The following is a 16,798-nucleotide window of genomic DNA, read 5'->3' as shown; positions in this document are numbered from 1 at the left end:
AGTGGAATCGTGCTCTCCGATGCTGCAATATGGGACGTATGCCCTTATTGACCGGAGAGTAACAAGCCGGAGGTTTTTTTCGCATTCATCGGCGGTTGGCTTCATCGGCCCCTGATTCGGAATAGTTGATAGCGGCCGGCTGCCCGTGGAGCCTGCTATTCTTCGTTTGCGGCAGCGGTTAGGCCGCTTTTTTGCGCAGATGAAGAAGGGTATTGACTGCAACCACAACGAGCACCACGAGCTGGGGAATGGTTGTTTCCCAGCTCGGATAAATGCCGAGTGACGGTGCGCTCGGAAGCTGGTCCGCATTGTGCGCGGGCAGCTGTCCGGTGACCTGCAGGGCGTGAATGCTGACGCCGACGAACTTGAACGCCATGTAGTAGAGCAGCAGACCGGCCACAAGGAACAATGGCCGCACCGGGATACGCGAGCTGAGCTTCATCATGGCGATGCCGATAACGGCAAGGACCACGCTTGCTCCGGCGATACCAAGCAGTAAGTCGGACGGCTTGATCGTGGCAGCCATCCCGAAATAAAACATAATCGTCTCCGCGCCTTCGCGGATGACAGCCAAAAATGCGGTAAAGCCAAGGGACCACAGCGTGCCTTTGGCCAGGGACGCGCCGATTGTCTGCTGGACGTAACGGTTCCAGGACTGCAGATTCGATTTGCTGTGCAGCCAGGCTCCAATCGTAATCATGAATAGAACGGCAATTAATCCCGTCATTCCCTCAATCGTCTCACGCGAGCTGCCGGTAGACAGATTGGACAGCACCATGCTGAGGATAACGGCAAGGATAGCGGAAGCGGCGAGACCGGCCCCGGCGCCCGACCAGATCCATTTTCGTTTGTCCGCATTGCCCGAACGGCTCAGGAAAGCGAGAAGAGAAACGATAATGAGGATGGCCTCCAGTCCTTCGCGGAATAAGATGAGCCCCGCATCCCAGGCAGTATAGGCCGATGCCTCGGCATAAGGCTCCAGCTCGGCCAGCATCTGATCAAGAAGGACGGCCGCTTTGTCCCAATCGGGCGGTGTAGACAGGATGAGCGTCGGAATGGACACCATCTTGGTCTCAATGCTGCTGTACGTATTCGGCGAGCGGGTTGCTACGGCACCCTCAACCGCAGGCCAGGCGGCGATGAAGGTATCCATCTTCCCGGCCGCTGCGACGGCCTGCTTGCTGCGGATGTCCGCCTGCACGTCAGCCAGAAGCTGCAGCAGGGAAGCGATGGAGGCCTCGCTGGAAGCGGCGCCTGTTCCTGCGGCGTCCGTCTCTGCCTTGCCGGAGACATAATCTTCAACGGCTTGAATCAGCTCGTTCAGCTTGGCCTTGCTTTTGACGGCATCCGGCGGTTCCGTATTCAGGGCGATTCGCGCCCCGCTAATCTTGACTTCCATAGTTCCGTAAATTTGGGCGTTCTCCGCCCGGATGAGATTCTCGGCTTTATACCAGCCGTTTACGAAGCTGTTGTAGGCCTGCCTGGCCTGGAGCGGATCTCCTGAGTCTACGGCCGCCAGGCTTTTGTTCAAGAGAGGGAGCAGCGCTTCGATTTGCTTGTGCGCTTTTTCTTTCGGCTCGCCTTTGTCCTCTTTGGCCGTCACGTAGCGATCTGCGGCTTTGGCTAATCGCGAGATGGCTGCTTTGGCCGAATCGGGAGCGCCGGGCGCATTTCGCAGGGCCGAATCGGCATCGGATAGCGCTGCGCTCAGAGCTGCAGCTTCGGCGGAGCTTTCACTATTGGAGCCCCATACCTCCTTCATGCTGCTTAGCGCCAGCGCGGCCTCCTCCCAGTTCCCGCCGCCGCTGCTGATGAGGGCATCGCTGGAGAGAGCGATGAGCTGCTTCAGCTGCTCGGGCTGCAGCTCTGCGGCATAGGCCCGCAGCGAACCCGAGCAGGTCACCAGCAGCAGGCACAGGCTGAAGATGAGCATTGTACGTTTCAAGCTGTTCCCTCCACCCTTCGTCTAAAATAACGTGTCCCCGATGTAGCCGCCTTCCCTTGCTCCGGGCAGACAGGCATATAAGCCGCTGCCCACGTGGGTAATGTATTCGTTCAGCCGATCCGCTGCCGCCAGCTTCTGCTGCATCGGGACAAACTGCTTGCGCGGGTCGCGGTTAAAGCAAATAAACAGCAGTCCGGCATCCAGCTGTCCGGTTTTCATATCCATGCCGCTGGAATAGGAATAGCCCCGGCGCAAAATTTTAACCTTGCCGTCCAGATGCGCCAGCGCCACATGGGAATTGGCCGCAATGACGGGATTGCCCTTCCCGTCCGTCCGGTTCAGATCCAGCTCCTCGAATTCGCCGGCCTTGCCAATCGGCGCGCCGGAATGCCGCTGCCGTCCGAAGGTGACTTCCTGCTCGTCAAGAGAGGAGCGGTCCCACACTTCAATCCGCATCCGGATTCGGCGCATGATCATATAGCTGCCGCCCGCCATCCAGGCCGGACCGTCGGCGGATTGAGCCCACACAATCTCATCGGCCGCCTCCGGGGCGCTGACATTCGGATTGCCGGTGCCGTCCTTAAAGCCCATCAGATTGCGCGGCGTGGAGCCGGACGGATCGGCTGCTCCGGTGCGCTGGAAGCCGTCCTGCAGCCAGCGCAGCACGGCCTTGCCGCGGGCGATTCGGGCCAGATTGCGGAGCGCGTGGAAGGCGACCTGCGGATCGTTGGCGCATACCTGAACGACGACATCCCCGCCTGACCATTCCTTGCGGATTTCATCGCTGTTAAATCGGGGCAGCTCGATCAGCGCCTCCGGCCGTTTGCTCGCCAGGCCGTAGCGTTCGTCAAAAAAGGAAGCGCCCAGGCCGAACGTAATTGTCGTCTTCATGGGCGCGAGGCCCGCGCTTTCCCCGGTATCGGCCGGAGGAAGGTGCGGATTCGGGATCTCCTCATCCACGCCACGGCCCTGGCATAACCGTGCTGCAGCGGAGGTCCAGCTTTGAAACAGCTTCCGCACATCCTCCAGCGAAGCCGAAGTTAAATCAAAAGCACCCATGCAGATGAAATCCTGCATAGGTGTGATAATCCCCGATTGGTGCTTGCCGTAGAACGGAATGACGCCGTCTGCGGGCGAAGCTGCAGTCTGTATCTCGGCAGCGGTGCTGTTATGGACGAGCCTGTTCAACCCGCTTGCGCCGCTGACGCCAAGGAGCAGGCCGATGCCGCCTGCACCCGCCAGCTTCAGGGCGTCACGCCGTGTTATTTTTTTAGAGGCGGTGTCTCCGGGACGTTTTGTTTCCATGTGGCTACCCCCCGATGACGGTTCCCATTTTGGACAGCGGCTCGGCCAGAGCGTCAAGCGCCTGACTCAGCTTCTTCGTCTGCGCTTCCTTCAGCTCGGTGTACAGCACATATTCCTTGTCTTTGCGGTACGGAGCGAGAGCTTGATCCAGATCGCTGAAGCGGGTCTCGATTTCCTTGGCCAGCGCAGCGTCTTTTTTCTGGACGGAGGCTTTCAATACTTTGAAGATTTCATTTGCGCCCTCTACGTTCGCCGCGAAATCATACAGATCCGTGTGAGAATAACGTTCTTCTTCTCCGGTCACTTTGCTGGTCGACACTTCATTCAGCAGCTCAACCGCCCCGGTGACCAGCAGCTTGGCATCGATTTCTACGCTCTCGACCTTCACGCGCAGCTGCTTCACGTCCTGGAGCAGCTGGTCGGCCACCTGCTCTTGGCCGGTCACGGATTTGGTTTCCCACAGTGCTTTCTCCAGCTTGTGGTAGCCGCGCCATTCGTTGTCCGGCACATCGCCTTCGCGGGCGTCAATCCAAGGGTCGAAATCGCCCAGTGACTCGGCGATCGGTTCAATGCGCTCAAAATAAGCGCGGGCCGGAGCATACTGCTTTTTGGCGGATTCAATGTCCCCGGCTTTGACCGCCTTGGTAAAGCTTTCCGTCGCCTTGACCAGCTCATCGGTTTGTCCGATGACCCATTTGCGGTATTGGTCGATGGAAGCCTGCAGATTTGGCTCGGCAGGAGCCGAACCGGCAGCGGCGGCTGGCGATGCGACCGGCGACGCGGCGGGAGAAGTCTCCGTTTTTTTCTCTTGCTGGCCGGCGGCCGGGTTTTGGCTTGTCCCGGAATTGCCGCAAGCCGCCAGCAGCAGGGAGGAGCCAAGAACGACAGTAGTCAGGGGCGTGCCCCATTTTTTCAACATGATATGCATCTCCTTGAGTAGGTAATGACACCTGATATGATAATTGATAATAAATCTCATTATCGATAGACATTAATTTACGCCTTTCCAAGGGGACTTGCAATACCTCCTGTGCAAAAAAATAAGCTGGAAACGGATGGCCGTCTGCAAAAAGACATATAACTTTCATAAATTAGTAAGCCTATGAAGACACTGAAATCCTTTTTAGAAGGAGGTCTGACAGGCCTCTCACGGCTTTCGGCTATCGTACGAGAGAGATGCAGGACGGCTCATGTTCATACGGGTGGAACGGAAAGGAAGAGAGGGGGAGCGGAGGGGAGAGAAACGAAGGGGAACGAAGATAAACAAAGATAAAATAAGATAAACGAAGATGAACGAAGATGAACGAAGAGAGGGGGACGCGCGGATACAAGGGGAACTCGGGAGACGGCCCTCCCTCGAAATCAATAAAAGCCCGGCAGAGGACGGACGCGGCTGTACTGCCAACGCCCATACTGCTGCCAGGCCAATTATGATAGCGTATACATTTCGAGGGAGTCCGCCTCTAACCTGCGGCAAAGCCCAGAGCTAGTGCAGGGCCTCCAGGCCGTGCCGGTCATAGAACTGGGGCCCTTTGGCCCAGACGCAGGCCAGATGCATCAGCAGCTCGGCTGTCATACGTTCCCGGATGGCGGCATGCCGATCATCCTCGTACACATTGTGCCACTCCTTCGGGTCTTCCTTGAGAAAATACAGCTCACCGCGCAGCTGATCCACACGCCCAATGGCGTCCCCGATCGCGCCTGGAATGTATAGAATCAGCTTCCAGTCCTTCTTCCTCCACATGAGCGCGGGGGCCGAATGGGCGATGCCGCCTTTGCCGTGGAATTCGCAGAAGGTTCCCAGCCGCTGCGGCTCCCCGAGCAAGTCCAATCCAGGAAGCTGCGGATTTCGCGGCAGCCCGGCCGCTTCAGACAGCGTGGGCACCAGGTCGACCAGCTCTGCAGGACGGTCGTCGGTTGAACCGCGCTTTGATTCAGGGATGTACGAGCCGGAGAGAATCATTGGCACCCGAACACTGCTGTCGTACAGGCAGTATTTGCTGAAGCGGTAACGCCGCTCGCCAAGCATCTCCCCGTGGTCGGACACAAATACAATCAGCGTATTGTCCAGACGTCCCTGCGTCTCTAGCTTGTCCAGCACCCGGCCGAAGTAATGATCCAGCCACGAGCAATTGGCCCAGTATCGCAGGGTGGTTCGTCTCCGCTCCAGCGGAGTCATCTGCTCCCATACCTCGCGTTTGTCCAAATACGCTTTCCGGCTGTAGTCGTTGATTTCGTCCGAGGCCGACAAATGAGTGTTTGTTTCATCGGTCCACGGCGGCTCCGGGAAATCCGGAATAGCGTTGATATCGTACCAATCCTCGAACTCCTGCGGCACATTGAAGCCGGCATGAGGCTTCAGGAAGGACAAATACAGGAACAGCGGCCTGTCGGGATCAATTCCATCGTCAACGAATTTCAGGCACTGCTCCGCAACCCAGCCGTCACGGTGATGCTGCATCGGCACCTGACTGGTGCAGCCGATGTAGCCGTCGGCGTTTTCTTCCCCGCTGCCGAAATGCCGGGTCTCCTCCGAATAGGCGCGAAGCCCTTCAGGCTCTACATCGCCCATCATGACAGCGTTCTGCTCATAATGCCCGCTGTCCCGGGCGAGACCGACGGCCCGGACCTCAAAGCCGCGTGTCGGCGGGTCCTGGTTCATAAAGCCGTGGTTCCAGTGTGTCTTGCCGAATCCGGCGGTTTGATAACCGGCCTTGCGCATCAGCTCCGGCAGCGGATCGGCGGGCAGCCGGCTCTCATCGTACAGGCCGCCGTGGTTGGTGCGTACGCCGAGCTGAGACGGATAGTACCCGAGCATCATCGAGCTGCGGCTCGGCACGCACATCGGAGCCTGGCAAACGGCCTGGCTGTATACAATGCCTTGATCAGCGAGCCTGTCCAGCGTCGGCGTTTTAATGTGCGAATTATAACGGCCGATACAATCCCAGCGCTGCTGGTCCGTCATGAAAAAAATAATATTCGGTTTGTTTTCGGTGCTCATCTGCTTCAAATCAGCTCCTTTCTTCCTTCTCATCATATCCCGTTTTACCCTTTAATGGAACCGACCATAGCCCCCTTGGCAAAATGCTTCTGGAGAAACGGGTACACGATGAGAATCGGAACGGTGGCGATCATCACGGCGGCCATTTTCAGCATTTCCGTCGGCGGGGGCTGCGCATAGTCGCCTGAAGCCTCCAAGTCGGTGCTTGCAGCGTTGATGAGCATGCTTTGCAGCAGCACCTGAATCGGCCATTTCGAGGAATCGTTCAAATACAGCAGCGCGTTGAAAAACTGATTCCAAAAGCCCACCGCATAGAACAGCCCGAACGCCGCCAGCGCCGGCAGCGACAGAGGGAGGACGATTTGGAACCAGGTCCGGATGTCGTTGCTGCCGTCCATCGCCGCCGACTCATCCAGCTCGGCCGGGATGCTGTCGAAGAAGCCCTTCATCAGGATGACGATCCAGCCGCTGGCCAGCGCCGGAATAATCAAGGCCCAGATGCTTCCGATGAGGCCGATTTGCCGTACCAGCATATAGTGCGGGATAATACCCGGGCTGAACAAAATCGTCAGCAGGATCATCAGCATCAGCACTCGCCGCCCCAGCAGCCGCCGGCGGGAGAGCGCATAGGCGAGCGATGCCGATACGGTCAGGCTGCAGGCGGTGCCTACCACAGCGAGGAAGACACTGTTCCCGATCGAGCGCATGAAGGCCTTGGTGGACAGCAAATAGTCGTAAGAGGCCCAGCTCCACTGCTTCGGGAACAGCACCCATTTATTTTGGAGATACTCGGCCGGGTCGGTGAAGGAGACGACCAGCACATAGTAAACCGGAAAGCAGGTGACGACGGCCATCAGGCCGAGCAGCGTATAGTTTAAGGCTTGAAATAAGCGGTCGCCCGCACTTCGGTTTTTCATTTGGTGTTCACCCCGGATGTCCTAAAATCCATGTCCTGAAAAAAGCATTCGGTCAAAATACGCCCTCCTGGCCGAATTTCTTCGCCAGCCGGTTGGCCAGCACAACTAAAATGAGGCCGATCATCGACTTGAACAGGCCGACAGCTGTGCTGTAGCTGAACTGGCCTTGCTGAATGCCTGTGCGGTACCATACGTGTCGAACACTTCGGCCACCTGGGACACCGCCCCGTTGTACATCAGGAAAATTTGCTCAAAGCCGACATCCATGATGTCCCCTAGCCGCAAAATCAGCAAAATCACGATGACGCTGCGGATGGAGGGGAGCGTGACGTGCCACATTTGGCGGAAGCGTCCGGCCCCGTCCATGCGCGCCGCCTCATAAATTTGCGTGTCCACCCCGGCGATGGCCGCCAGGAAGACGATGGTCCCCCAGCCGGCCTCCTTCCAGACCGACTGCAGGGTCACCAGAATCCAGAAAACGTCCGGATTGGTCAAGAAATCAAACCGCGGCCGGCCGGCCGCCTCCAGCAAATGGTTGATGAGGCCTTCCCCTTTGGCAAGCAGCATAAACGTTAGTCCCGCAATGATGACCCAGGATAAGAAATGGGGCATATAAATGACGGACTGAATGAACCGCTTGTAGAACACATGCTGCACCTCGTTGAGCAGCAGGGACACGAGAATCGGCAGCGGGAAAAAGAAAGCCAGATTCAGTACATTAATCGCCAGTGTGTTGCGGAACAGCAGCCAGAAATCGGAGGTCGAGAAAAATCGCGTGAAGTGGTCCAGCCCGACCCAGGGACTATTCGTGATGCCGCCGAACGGGGAATAGTTTTGAAAGGCGATGACTACGCCCCACATCGGCACATATTTGAAAAGAATAAAGTATACAACGCCGGGTAAAGCGAGCAAGTACAAGTATTTATCCCTTCGGAGCTGAAGGGCGGCCTTCCGAAGCAGGGGCCGGCCCTTCCTATATTTCACCGGCTGCTCATGCTGGAGCCGAAGGGGGCTGATCTGTTCCATGGACAAGCTCCTTTCTTATTTGCCGGCCCGTTTCAAGTACGCCTGTGTCATTTCTTCCTGCATCTTGATGACATCGGGGTCTGTTTGCGTTTTGGCAACGAATTCATCCCAAGCCGTAACCGGCTCGCGGCCGATAATAATTTTGGATTTCAAATCCTGAATTTTTTTCTCCAGATCCGGCAATATTTTTTGCGCCGTTGGCGAGCTGAGGCCGACCGCAATGTCCGGCACGTTGATTTTGGCCCGTTCGGCATCGATTTTTTTGCGCTGCTCGCCGGCCTCCTTGAGCTCCGCTGTAGCCGGCGCCGGATCGAGAGCCGGATCGATGGAATTGACAATCTGATTAAAGTCGGAGCTGTTGTCGGCGTTCAGCTTCTCCGGGAGGGTGACTTTGACGCCGTCTACGACTTGATGATGCACACCCTCGAAGCCGAAGCGCTGGATGGCGGATACCTCCGGCTTCAGCCACGTGTCGATCAGCTGCAAAATTTGTTTCATTTTTGCCTCCGGCACGCTTTTCGGAATGGCCAGCAGCCCGTTGAACCCGGATGCCTTTGGCACATAGCCGTTGATGGAGACGAGCGGATAGAAGTCCGATTCCTTGGCGGTCGGGACGATCTTTTTCAAATCGGTCATATAGACGCGGCTGCCGGTGCCCGTTTTGTCGACGATGATTCCGGCCTTGTTGTTTTTGAATAGATCACGGACCTGGGTCAGCTTCAAGGAGAGCACGTCTTCCGGCATCAGCTTTTCCTTATAGGCTCTGGCGTTAAATTCCAGCGCTTTGCGGACCTCCGGCAGAAAGGCGGTATAGACGAGCTTGTTGCCCTCCAGCTTCCAGGAGCCGTTTACGCCGGTGAAGCTGCTTTCAATCGTGCCGAGCAGCGGGCCGACCCCGCCCCAGCCCGTCTCTCCGCCCGGAATGTAGGCGGCCAGGGCCGTGGTATCGTTTTTGCCGTTGCCGTCAGGGTCCCGATCCGTGAAGGCCTTCATGACCTCGTACAGCTCATCGGTCGTGGTCGGCACCTTCAAGCCGAGGTTATCGAGCCAATCCTTACGGATAATAAAGAACGCTTCATCGTTCTCGTCCCGTCCGCGCGGAATGCCGTAATTGCGGCCGTCCTCCATTTTGGTCAGCTCCCAGGCGATGTTGGGGATGCCGTTTTGCAGATTCGGATAATCCTTCACATACGGGGTGATATCCCAGAAGGCGCCCTGTGCGACCATCGAGCGGAACGTGCTCGTGAACGGGTTGTTAATCATCGTCAAATCCGGGATTTGCCCGGAGGCGAGAGTAATATTGAGCTTTTCATTGTAAGCGTTGTTGGACACCCACTGAATTTTCATTTTGGAATTCGTCGCTTTTTCAATGGCGGCTTTAATGGGATTATCGTCGGTGGCGGGCGTTGCCGCCGGGGTGACGGTCATAATGCTGAGCTCCAGCGGTGCATGGTCCGCTGCTGTGGCGCCGGCGTTCCCGGCTGCCTGCTCCGCTGTTTTGCCGCCGCAAGCGGACAGCAGAACGGCCAGGGTCAGCAGGGCGGCTCCGGTTTGGGTCCAGGTCCGGCGGCTGCGCGCGGCCCGGGTGTGGAATGGTTTCGTCATGGTTACTCTCCTTCTCTCTCCATTGAATCTCTTTTTAAATTTCTTTATGAAATGCGGCGGGATCTTCTCAGCTTGCGGAAGCCCCCCGGCGTCATACCGGTTAAACGGGAAAACAAACGGGTGAAAAAAGACGGATCGCTGAAGCCGACGGCAGCAGCAATCGATTCAATGCTGCGGTCCGATTCGCCGAGCAGGTGCTTAGCCCGTTCGATTCGAATGTGGTGCAGCTTGGCGGTAATGCTTGTGCCGGTTTCCTGCTTGAATACCCGGTGTAGATGGCGGGGGCTGATATTGAACTGCTGGGTTAGACCGTCCGCTGTAATTTTCTGCTGAAAATTGGTTTCCAGATACAGGCATATTCTCCGGACCAAAAGCTCGTGGTTGCCGGGGGATATGCCGGGGGCCCGCAAAGGCGGATCAGGCTGCAGCGCGTAGCGGGAAAATAGGACGAGCAGTTCCATCAAACGCTGGCCGGTCACCATGTTGAAGCCCGGCGCCCTATTTTTCACCTCATATATCATGTTCTCCAGAATTGACAGCACCGCTGTGGACTGCTGTGACCCCAGCGGCAGCTTGCGGGGCAAGAGCGGCAGCGATTCGTAGAAGGGGGCCACATAAGGCAGCGACAGCAGGCCGTCCGGATATTCGGGCAGCAGCTGGCGGACAAATTCCGGCAAAAACAAGCAGTTAATAATTTCCAGATCGGCGGATTTCATGTCCGGATACGAATGGCGCTCTCCTGGGAGAATGAAGTAAACATCACCCGCGCCGATTTGATAGACCTCGTTATTAATCGTATGGCGGCCTTCCCCGTGGACCACATAAACCAGCTCGATGTAATCATGCTCATGCTCTGGAATGTAGTTATGCTGGCCGTGTGACGAACGCTGTACCCAAATCGAGTACCCTTCTTTGCGATAATGTGCAAATGTTTTCAAGACCACGTTGAAGACACCTCCTTATGCGGTTCCATCCGAATGAATATTGCAGTATTCCATACCCGCTCATTCAGATGGAATGCGCTATTTAAATAATACCAAGTATAACGCTAGAAATTGTTTGATATAATACTAAATCATTTTATGGCGAAATGGCATGTTCGATTATGCCAAATACATGACGGATAGCGACATGATTTCCCGCTGGAAATCGTGGTGCGCAAGAGAAGTGATTTCCCCTGTTCGACAACTTTCACAACATGCTTGGGGTAAACTGGTACCATAAGGACAGGAGGGATGCCGCTTGTTTTTATTACGTGATCGATGATGAGCTTCGTCTGGAGCTGCTGGAGCTGAAGCACGTCCAGCCGCTTTATGAGCTGGTTGATACGAACCGCAAGCACCTGCGCGCCTGGCTGCCGTGGGTGGATGAAACGACGCGCCCGGAGCATACGAAGGCCTTCGTGCGGCAATCTCTGGCCCGGTTTGGAGATAACAACGGGTTCGATTGCGCCATTGTGGAGCGGGGCCGGCTTGTCGGGTGTATCGGGCTGCATGAGGTGGATTGGCCGCCATATGGAACAGCGAGCGGGGGGCTTGTCAGATGGCCGCAGGTCCTGGAGCGCCTGCGGCACCGCATGTTATCGCGGCCCTGCATACCGCTGCGCGAGTGAGGTTGACCTTCACGCTGCGTTAAGGCTTATGATAAGGCCATCCCAAGTCTGAGAAAGAGAGGATGAAGTGTATGCCTAATCATGAGACCATCTATGCCGAGCATGCGGCCGAGTATGATTTGTTGATTTCGAAGCAGCCGAAGCTGGGAGAGGTGATTGCCTCCATTCGCCCGTGGGAAGGGCTGGATGTCGTGGATCTTGGCGCAGGAACGGGAAGACTGTCTGCGATGCTTGCGGCCAAGGCCCGATCGCTGGTGGCGCTGGACGCATCGCCGGCCATGCTGGAGGTATTGAAAAGCAGAGTGGCACAGGAGCTGTCTTCCGGCCCGAACGCCTCCGGGCTTAAGAACTGGCGGACGGAGCTGTCCGGCCATCTCCGGCTGCCTCTGCCTGACAGCTCGGCGGATTTGATCGTGAGCGGCTGGAGCCTGTGCTACAGCTGCGGCGCTCAGGTGCCGGACTGGGAGAATAATCTGGCGCAGGCGATGACGGAGCTGGAGCGGGCGCTTCGCCCTGGCGGAACCGTCATTTTATTCGAAAATATGGGCAGCGGCAGTGAAACTCCGGCTCCCCCTGATTTTTTGCTTCCGTACTTTGCGCTGCTGGAGGAGCGATACGGATTTTCCCGCCGCATCATTCGGACCGATTACCGGTTTGACTCTGTGGAGGAGGCGGAGGTGCTGACCGCTTTTTTCTTCGGCAGGTGGCTTGCAGAACGGGTACGGGCTAACAACTGGTCCGTTGTTCCCGAATGCGCCGGCGTGTGGTGGCGTACGCGGCCGGTATAGGTAGAGAAGACCGAATAATCCGAGCATGTAACAGAAGCAGGACAGACAAAACAGACAAACAGAATGGCGGTCGCACCCAACACTTGCCGTCAAAGACAAGCATAATTCGTCAAATAATGGATTTAATTGTAAAATAAAACTCATTATGTGTGATTTTGATCATATTCTGAAGTGATGATTATTGTTGTTATTGATGGCGGGACGTAACATGAATAGCGTATTCAAGCGGAGGAGGTCGTTGAATAACGGGCTCTTTTTTGCTGGATGGAACTATCCTGATCGCGGCTTATGATTTGATATTCCGGCCTGCCGGCGGAGGCTCGCCTCAGTAGAGTGGCGGGGCTGTTGAATGACCGGAGGAGCAGCCGTAATCGGCTGGCCCCGCAAGCCGCACAGCGGCAGTTCGGCGGACACGATCGGAGGAGGGATGCGGGCAAGAATCGACTTTGATGCGATAAGTATGTGTTCAATCCACAATGAATGAATAACACAATAACCGGGAGGGAAATCGATGAAACGCTGGAAAGCAGGAAGAACGGCCGTATGGTTTACCATGCTGGCTGTCATGATGTGTATCGCCATGGTTTGGAGCACGGCCAGCGCGGCGACTTTGTTAAATGATGATTTCAATGATGGCAATGCCGACGGCTGGACTGCAACAAGCGGCACGTGGTCTGTCGTTCAGGACAGCGGCTCCTATGTGTATTATCAGTCCGGAACAAGTGAAGGGCGCACTTCCGCCGGCAGCCAATCGTGGACGAACTACAGTGTCGAGGCCAAGGTCAAGGTTGACGACTGGAACGGCTCGAACCGGGCTTATGTGGCGGGGAGATACCAGGACGGCAATAACTTCTACGCCGCCTCGCTCTATAACAGCAGTGGCGGGACGCTGGAAATCCGCAAGAAAGTAGGCGGCTCGACGACGACGCTGGCAAGCAAAACGAACGTTGGATTAGCCGCGGGCACCTGGTATACGGTGAAGCTGGAGCTGTCCGGTTCGACAATTAACATGTATGTCAACGGCAATCTGGAGCTGACGGCGACCGACAACAGCCTGAGCTCCGGCGCAGTGGGGCTGATTGCATTCAAAACGGTGGCCAAATTCGACGATATTGTCGTGTCGGACACAGCCGCTGCGACGCCAACACCAACACCGACCGCCACGCCAACGGCAACACCAACGGCAACGCCAACGGCAACACCAACGGCAACACCAACGGCAACACCAACGGCAACACCGACCAGCACGCCGTCCGGTTCTTTGGCCGAGTACAATTTGGCTGGCTTTGCCTATGGCAACACCGGCGGGGGAATTGTGTCTGAAACGAACACTACGCTGTATAAAAAGGTGTACAACGCAACCGAGCTCGGTCTCGCGCTCAAAAAAGGCTCAGGGATCAAAGTCATTGAAATTATGAATGACTTGAATCTGGGCTGGAACGAGATTCCGGCCGCGGCCCAGGTATCGCCGTTTGCCGCTCATAATGCGGCGCTTACGCACCCGGTGCTCAAGACGACGGGAGTAAGTAAAATTACGATCGACGGCTTCGACGGCTTGACGATTTTCTCAGCCAACGGCTCGACCATTAAGCATGCGGCGTTTACCTTCAAGCGGAGCAGCAACATCATTATCCGCAATCTGAAGTTCGATGAGCTGTGGGAGTGGGATGAATCGACCAAGGGCGACTATGACAAAAACGACTGGGATTACATCACCCTGGAGCAAAGCAACAAGGTTTGGATTGATCACTGCACCTTCGGCAAAGCGTATGACGGGCTGGTCGATTCCAAGAAAGGCACCACGGGCGTGACGATTTCCTGGTCCACCTTCAAAGGGGACGACGGCAGCTCCAATAGCTGGGTTACCCAGCAGATCAATGCAATGGAGGCCGATCTGTCGGCTTACCCGATGTACGCTTACCTGCGCAGCAGCGCCGTTGGACTGAGCAAGGCGGACATTATTGCGATTGCCGGCGCCCAGAAAAAAGGCCACTTGGTCGGGGCCACGGAGTTTGCCTCCGATAATGCGGACCTGGAGGTGACGCTGCACCATAACTACTACTACAACATTCAGGATCGGCTTCCTCGCCTGAGGGGCGGCAATGCGCACGTGTATAATATTGTCATGGATAGTGCAGGCGCGTGGGCGGCCAAGAAAAAAATTACAACCGCGATGGCCTCCGCAATTTCATCCAAGGGTTATCATTTTGATATTACGAGCAACGGGGCAATCTCCACTGAGGGCGGCGCCGTGCTGCTGGAGAAGTCCGATTTGATTGATGTATACTATCCGCTCCGCAACAATCAGGCGAATGCAAGCAATGCCAGCTATACGGGCAAAATCCGGGCGTTCGACACGATGTACTCGCTGGACGGCTCCTCCTTCCGCGGAAGCAGCGATACATCGGGCAGTCCGCTGGCCCCTGTACCGGCATCGGTTATCGCCTTCTCCTGGAATGGCTTTACTACACTGCCTTACAGCTACACGGCAGATGACCCGTCCGGGCTGAAGGCGCGGCTGACCGCCTCAAACGGCGCGGGCGCGGGAACCCTGAACTGGAGCAAGGATAACTGGCTGAAAACGAGCTATTAATTTCAAAAGCCGCGCACACGCCGCTTTCTTGCTTCGGTGTGCGAGTCGGCGATGCTTACGGGCGGTCGGCAGCGGCCGCTTGGCACGCCCAACGGGCGCAGCGCTTCACGTCTTTCTGGACGGAAGCGCTGCGCCCGTTTTTTCGTGGATAATAAAGCTTTTGCTCCATTTCCATTGAATTTTCAAGTTGAATGTAAAGAAGCTCTCCCCGACGGTTCGGGACGCAGGCGATTCGAATTTGGCTTGCCGGCGTTATTTTTTGCTACAATAAGAAATGAAAGGCTGTAACAGACGGTGATTACATTAGGGGAGGGGAATGCAAATTGAAGGATAGCACAGGGAAAATATCCGTTATTATCCCGACCTATAACCGCCCAGCGGCGTTGTGCGAGGCGCTGGAATCGCTGGCGCGGCAAACGTACCGGAATTTCGAGGCCATTGTGGTGAATGATGCCGGACAATCCGTTGATTTCGTGCGTGAATTATATGGCGACTTAACCATTACGGTGCTGAATCAAGAGCGGAATAGGAAGCATGTCCATGCCCGCAACCGCGGGATCACGCACGCTTCCGGGGAGTACATCATGTTTTTGGATGATGACGATATGATTTTGCCCGATCATATGGAGCGGATGGCGGCGGAGCTGCAGGCGTGCGATTTTGTATATTCGGATGCGGAAATTTTCGATTACCGGGTAGAAGGACGGACGCGGGTGCCGACCGCGCGCAAAATCTTCGCTTACCGCTTCGATATGGAGCTCATGGTGAAATTCAATACGTTCATTTCCACCGGATGCCTGTACCGCAAATCGATACACGATGAGATGGGTCTGCTGGACACGGAAATGTATGCTTATTGGGATTGGGACTGGATTCTGCGCGTGGCGGACCGTTACCGGGTGAAGCGGGTGGCGGCGGCGAGCGCGCTATATGCGTTTGTGATGGGCGATGCAGCGCCCCAGGCCGGTGCGAACGAATCGCAGCAGCATTCGTGGATGCGGCCGCACCTGGACAAGCTGTGCGCCAAGCACGGTCTCGGAGAGCTGCCGACCGCCAATTTTTTTGTCCTGCTGGAGGAGCCGTACGTACAGTCCCGTCAGGCGGAGACGCGTGTGCTGTGGGACGGTCAGCCGATCGTAAGCCGTTATGCACAGAACGACGCGTAAGCCGTTATATCCAGGCGGAGGACATGCTTGCTTTAAGCGCCTTTTCACCGATAGCATGATCAATGGAAGCGGTGATGGCTGTCGTCCGGGAGTGACGCTCGGCAAGAAACAGGGTAAACCGTGTTCACGTTAGCAAATGGACGGCGAGTTCCACCGGCCGCCGTCCTGCAGCGAAGCACCGTGTGCCGGGAGCTGTGCGCGGTGTGACATCTGCGGGCGCAGGACGTCCCTGACCAAGTGGGCCATGTGCTCCACGCTTCCGGCGCAGGCGCGGTGTGAGCGCTGATTGGTGTCACTCCGCCGGGTAAGCTTCAGCCCTGTTGCTGAACGGGAGCCTATGGTTCCGGCTGTAACAGGGCGCGCCCATAGACGATATGAAACGTTTTGCAAAAAATAACGATTTCCCGGTTTACGTTTAAGTCCAAGCCTGCGGGCAGCTTATAATTTTGATCGCCCTGTATCCCCTTCAATCTCCCCAAAGCAATGCCGGAGTCCGGCCCGGCTCCGGGCTTAGTTAAATATACATACAGTGCCGGACCGCGGGTTGTGGCGAAATGCTCGAAGCGGAGGTAACGGATACCGTTAGAGGCTAAGGTGCGCGCGGTTCCGCTGGTCCGGTGGTGCCGGTCGCCGTCCATGAAAGAAGCTGTATACAGCAGACGATTTACTGTTATCTCCATCATCCGGTGCTCATCGTCCAGACGGCGGGACTTGAGCAGGCCTGATGCTTCGGGCGAGGGCTGGCGAACTTTAATGTTTCTTGGGTCCTCCGGCAGCAGCGGATCGCGTGCGTGCCTGGCAAGCGGGGCGGTTAGCCATACCCCGATCAGCAGCAGGAGC

Annotated in this window: 12 protein-coding genes and 1 pseudogene; 4 read left to right on the top strand and 9 right to left on the bottom strand. The window is 56.4% G+C overall.

Features of this window, described 5'->3' with window-relative positions; translation table 11 throughout:
* Positions 1-178: 178 nt before the first annotated feature.
* From WBG83_RS12550 to WBG83_RS12515, 8 genes and pseudogenes are all read right to left on the bottom strand, one after another.
* Positions 179-1,945: an FTR1 family iron permease gene (locus tag WBG83_RS12550; RefSeq protein ID WP_336745397.1), complete on the bottom strand. Its 1,767-nt coding sequence runs from the start codon at positions 1,943-1,945 to the stop codon at positions 179-181.
* A gap of 21 nt (positions 1,946-1,966) precedes the next feature.
* Positions 1,967-3,250 carry an iron uptake transporter deferrochelatase/peroxidase subunit gene (efeB, locus tag WBG83_RS12545; RefSeq protein ID WP_336745396.1) on the bottom strand — a complete coding sequence of 428 codons (1,284 nt, stop codon included), beginning with the start codon at positions 3,248-3,250 and terminating at the stop codon, positions 1,967-1,969.
* Between the two features lie 4 nt (positions 3,251-3,254).
* On the bottom strand, positions 3,255-4,169 hold the full coding sequence (gene efeO, locus WBG83_RS12540; RefSeq protein ID WP_336745395.1) for an iron uptake system protein EfeO: 915 nt from the start codon (positions 4,167-4,169) through the stop codon (positions 3,255-3,257).
* A 567-nt stretch (positions 4,170-4,736) separates the two neighbouring features.
* The gene (locus WBG83_RS12535) at positions 4,737-6,287 is read right to left on the bottom strand and encodes a sulfatase family protein (RefSeq protein ID WP_336745394.1); all 1,551 of its coding nucleotides are present in this window, start codon (positions 6,285-6,287) and stop codon (positions 4,737-4,739) included.
* 8 nt (positions 6,288-6,295) lie between these two features.
* Positions 6,296-7,168 carry a carbohydrate ABC transporter permease gene (locus WBG83_RS12530; RefSeq protein ID WP_336745392.1) on the bottom strand — a complete coding sequence of 291 codons (873 nt, stop codon included), beginning with the start codon at positions 7,166-7,168 and terminating at the stop codon, positions 6,296-6,298.
* Positions 7,169-7,220: 52 nt separating this feature from the next.
* Positions 7,221-8,194, bottom strand: a pseudogene (locus WBG83_RS12525) (ABC transporter permease).
* A 15-nt stretch (positions 8,195-8,209) separates the two neighbouring features.
* Positions 8,210-9,799, bottom strand: a complete 1,590-nt coding sequence (locus tag WBG83_RS12520; protein ID WP_336745391.1) for an extracellular solute-binding protein — start codon at positions 9,797-9,799, stop codon at positions 8,210-8,212.
* A gap of 44 nt (positions 9,800-9,843) precedes the next feature.
* Complete coding sequence (locus WBG83_RS12515) at positions 9,844-10,743, bottom strand: AraC family transcriptional regulator (RefSeq protein WP_336745390.1); 900 nt, start codon at positions 10,741-10,743, stop codon at positions 9,844-9,846.
* Between the two features lie 254 nt (positions 10,744-10,997).
* Between WBG83_RS12515 and WBG83_RS12510 the strand changes: the two genes are divergently transcribed.
* The 4 genes from WBG83_RS12510 (at position 10,998) to WBG83_RS12495 (ending at position 15,958) form a co-directional block, all read left to right on the top strand.
* Positions 10,998-11,411, top strand: coding sequence for a GNAT family N-acetyltransferase (locus tag WBG83_RS12510; RefSeq protein WP_336745389.1), 414 nt, complete (start codon positions 10,998-11,000; stop codon positions 11,409-11,411).
* A 71-nt stretch (positions 11,412-11,482) separates the two neighbouring features.
* Positions 11,483-12,199, top strand: coding sequence for a class I SAM-dependent methyltransferase (locus WBG83_RS12505; protein ID WP_336745388.1), 717 nt, complete (start codon positions 11,483-11,485; stop codon positions 12,197-12,199).
* Positions 12,200-12,752: 553 nt separating this feature from the next.
* The gene (locus tag WBG83_RS12500) at positions 12,753-14,792 is read left to right on the top strand and encodes a pectate lyase family protein (protein ID WP_336745437.1); all 2,040 of its coding nucleotides are present in this window, start codon (positions 12,753-12,755) and stop codon (positions 14,790-14,792) included.
* Positions 14,793-15,115: 323 nt separating this feature from the next.
* Positions 15,116-15,958, top strand: coding sequence for a glycosyltransferase family 2 protein (locus WBG83_RS12495; protein WP_336745387.1), 843 nt, complete (start codon positions 15,116-15,118; stop codon positions 15,956-15,958).
* A 335-nt stretch (positions 15,959-16,293) separates the two neighbouring features.
* Here the strand turns inward: WBG83_RS12495 and WBG83_RS12490 are convergent, their stop codons facing one another.
* Positions 16,294-16,641, bottom strand: a complete 348-nt coding sequence (locus WBG83_RS12490; protein ID WP_336745386.1) for a DM13 domain-containing protein — start codon at positions 16,639-16,641, stop codon at positions 16,294-16,296.
* Between the last annotated feature and the right edge of the window lie 157 nt (positions 16,642-16,798).

The sequence above is a fragment of the Paenibacillus sp. y28 genome (genome assembly GCF_037137075.1).
In the GTDB taxonomy this organism is placed as follows: Bacteria; Bacillota; Bacilli; order Paenibacillales; family NBRC-103111; genus JBBBNV01.
The sequence above is the reverse complement of the archived record's forward strand: the minus strand, read 5'-3'. Positions and strand labels throughout refer to the sequence as shown.

Coding starts and splice junctions, on each gene's coding strand:
- WBG83_RS12490 (WP_336745386.1), bottom strand. CDS start 16,641: ATGATGGAGATAACAGTAAATCGTCTGCTGTATACAGCTTCTTTCATG.
- efeB (WP_336745396.1), bottom strand. CDS start 3,250: ATGGAAACAAAACGTCCCGGAGACACCGCCTCTAAAAAAATAACACGG.
- WBG83_RS12530 (WP_336745392.1), bottom strand. CDS start 7,168: ATGAAAAACCGAAGTGCGGGCGACCGCTTATTTCAAGCCTTAAACTAT.
- WBG83_RS12510 (WP_336745389.1), top strand. CDS start 10,998: ATGCTTGGGGTAAACTGGTACCATAAGGACAGGAGGGATGCCGCTTGT.
- efeO (WP_336745395.1), bottom strand. CDS start 4,169: ATGTTGAAAAAATGGGGCACGCCCCTGACTACTGTCGTTCTTGGCTCC.
- WBG83_RS12520 (WP_336745391.1), bottom strand. CDS start 9,799: ATGACGAAACCATTCCACACCCGGGCCGCGCGCAGCCGCCGGACCTGG.
- WBG83_RS12500 (WP_336745437.1), top strand. CDS start 12,753: ATGCTGGCTGTCATGATGTGTATCGCCATGGTTTGGAGCACGGCCAGC.
- WBG83_RS12535 (WP_336745394.1), bottom strand. CDS start 6,287: ATGATGAGAAGGAAGAAAGGAGCTGATTTGAAGCAGATGAGCACCGAA.
- WBG83_RS12505 (WP_336745388.1), top strand. CDS start 11,483: ATGCCTAATCATGAGACCATCTATGCCGAGCATGCGGCCGAGTATGAT.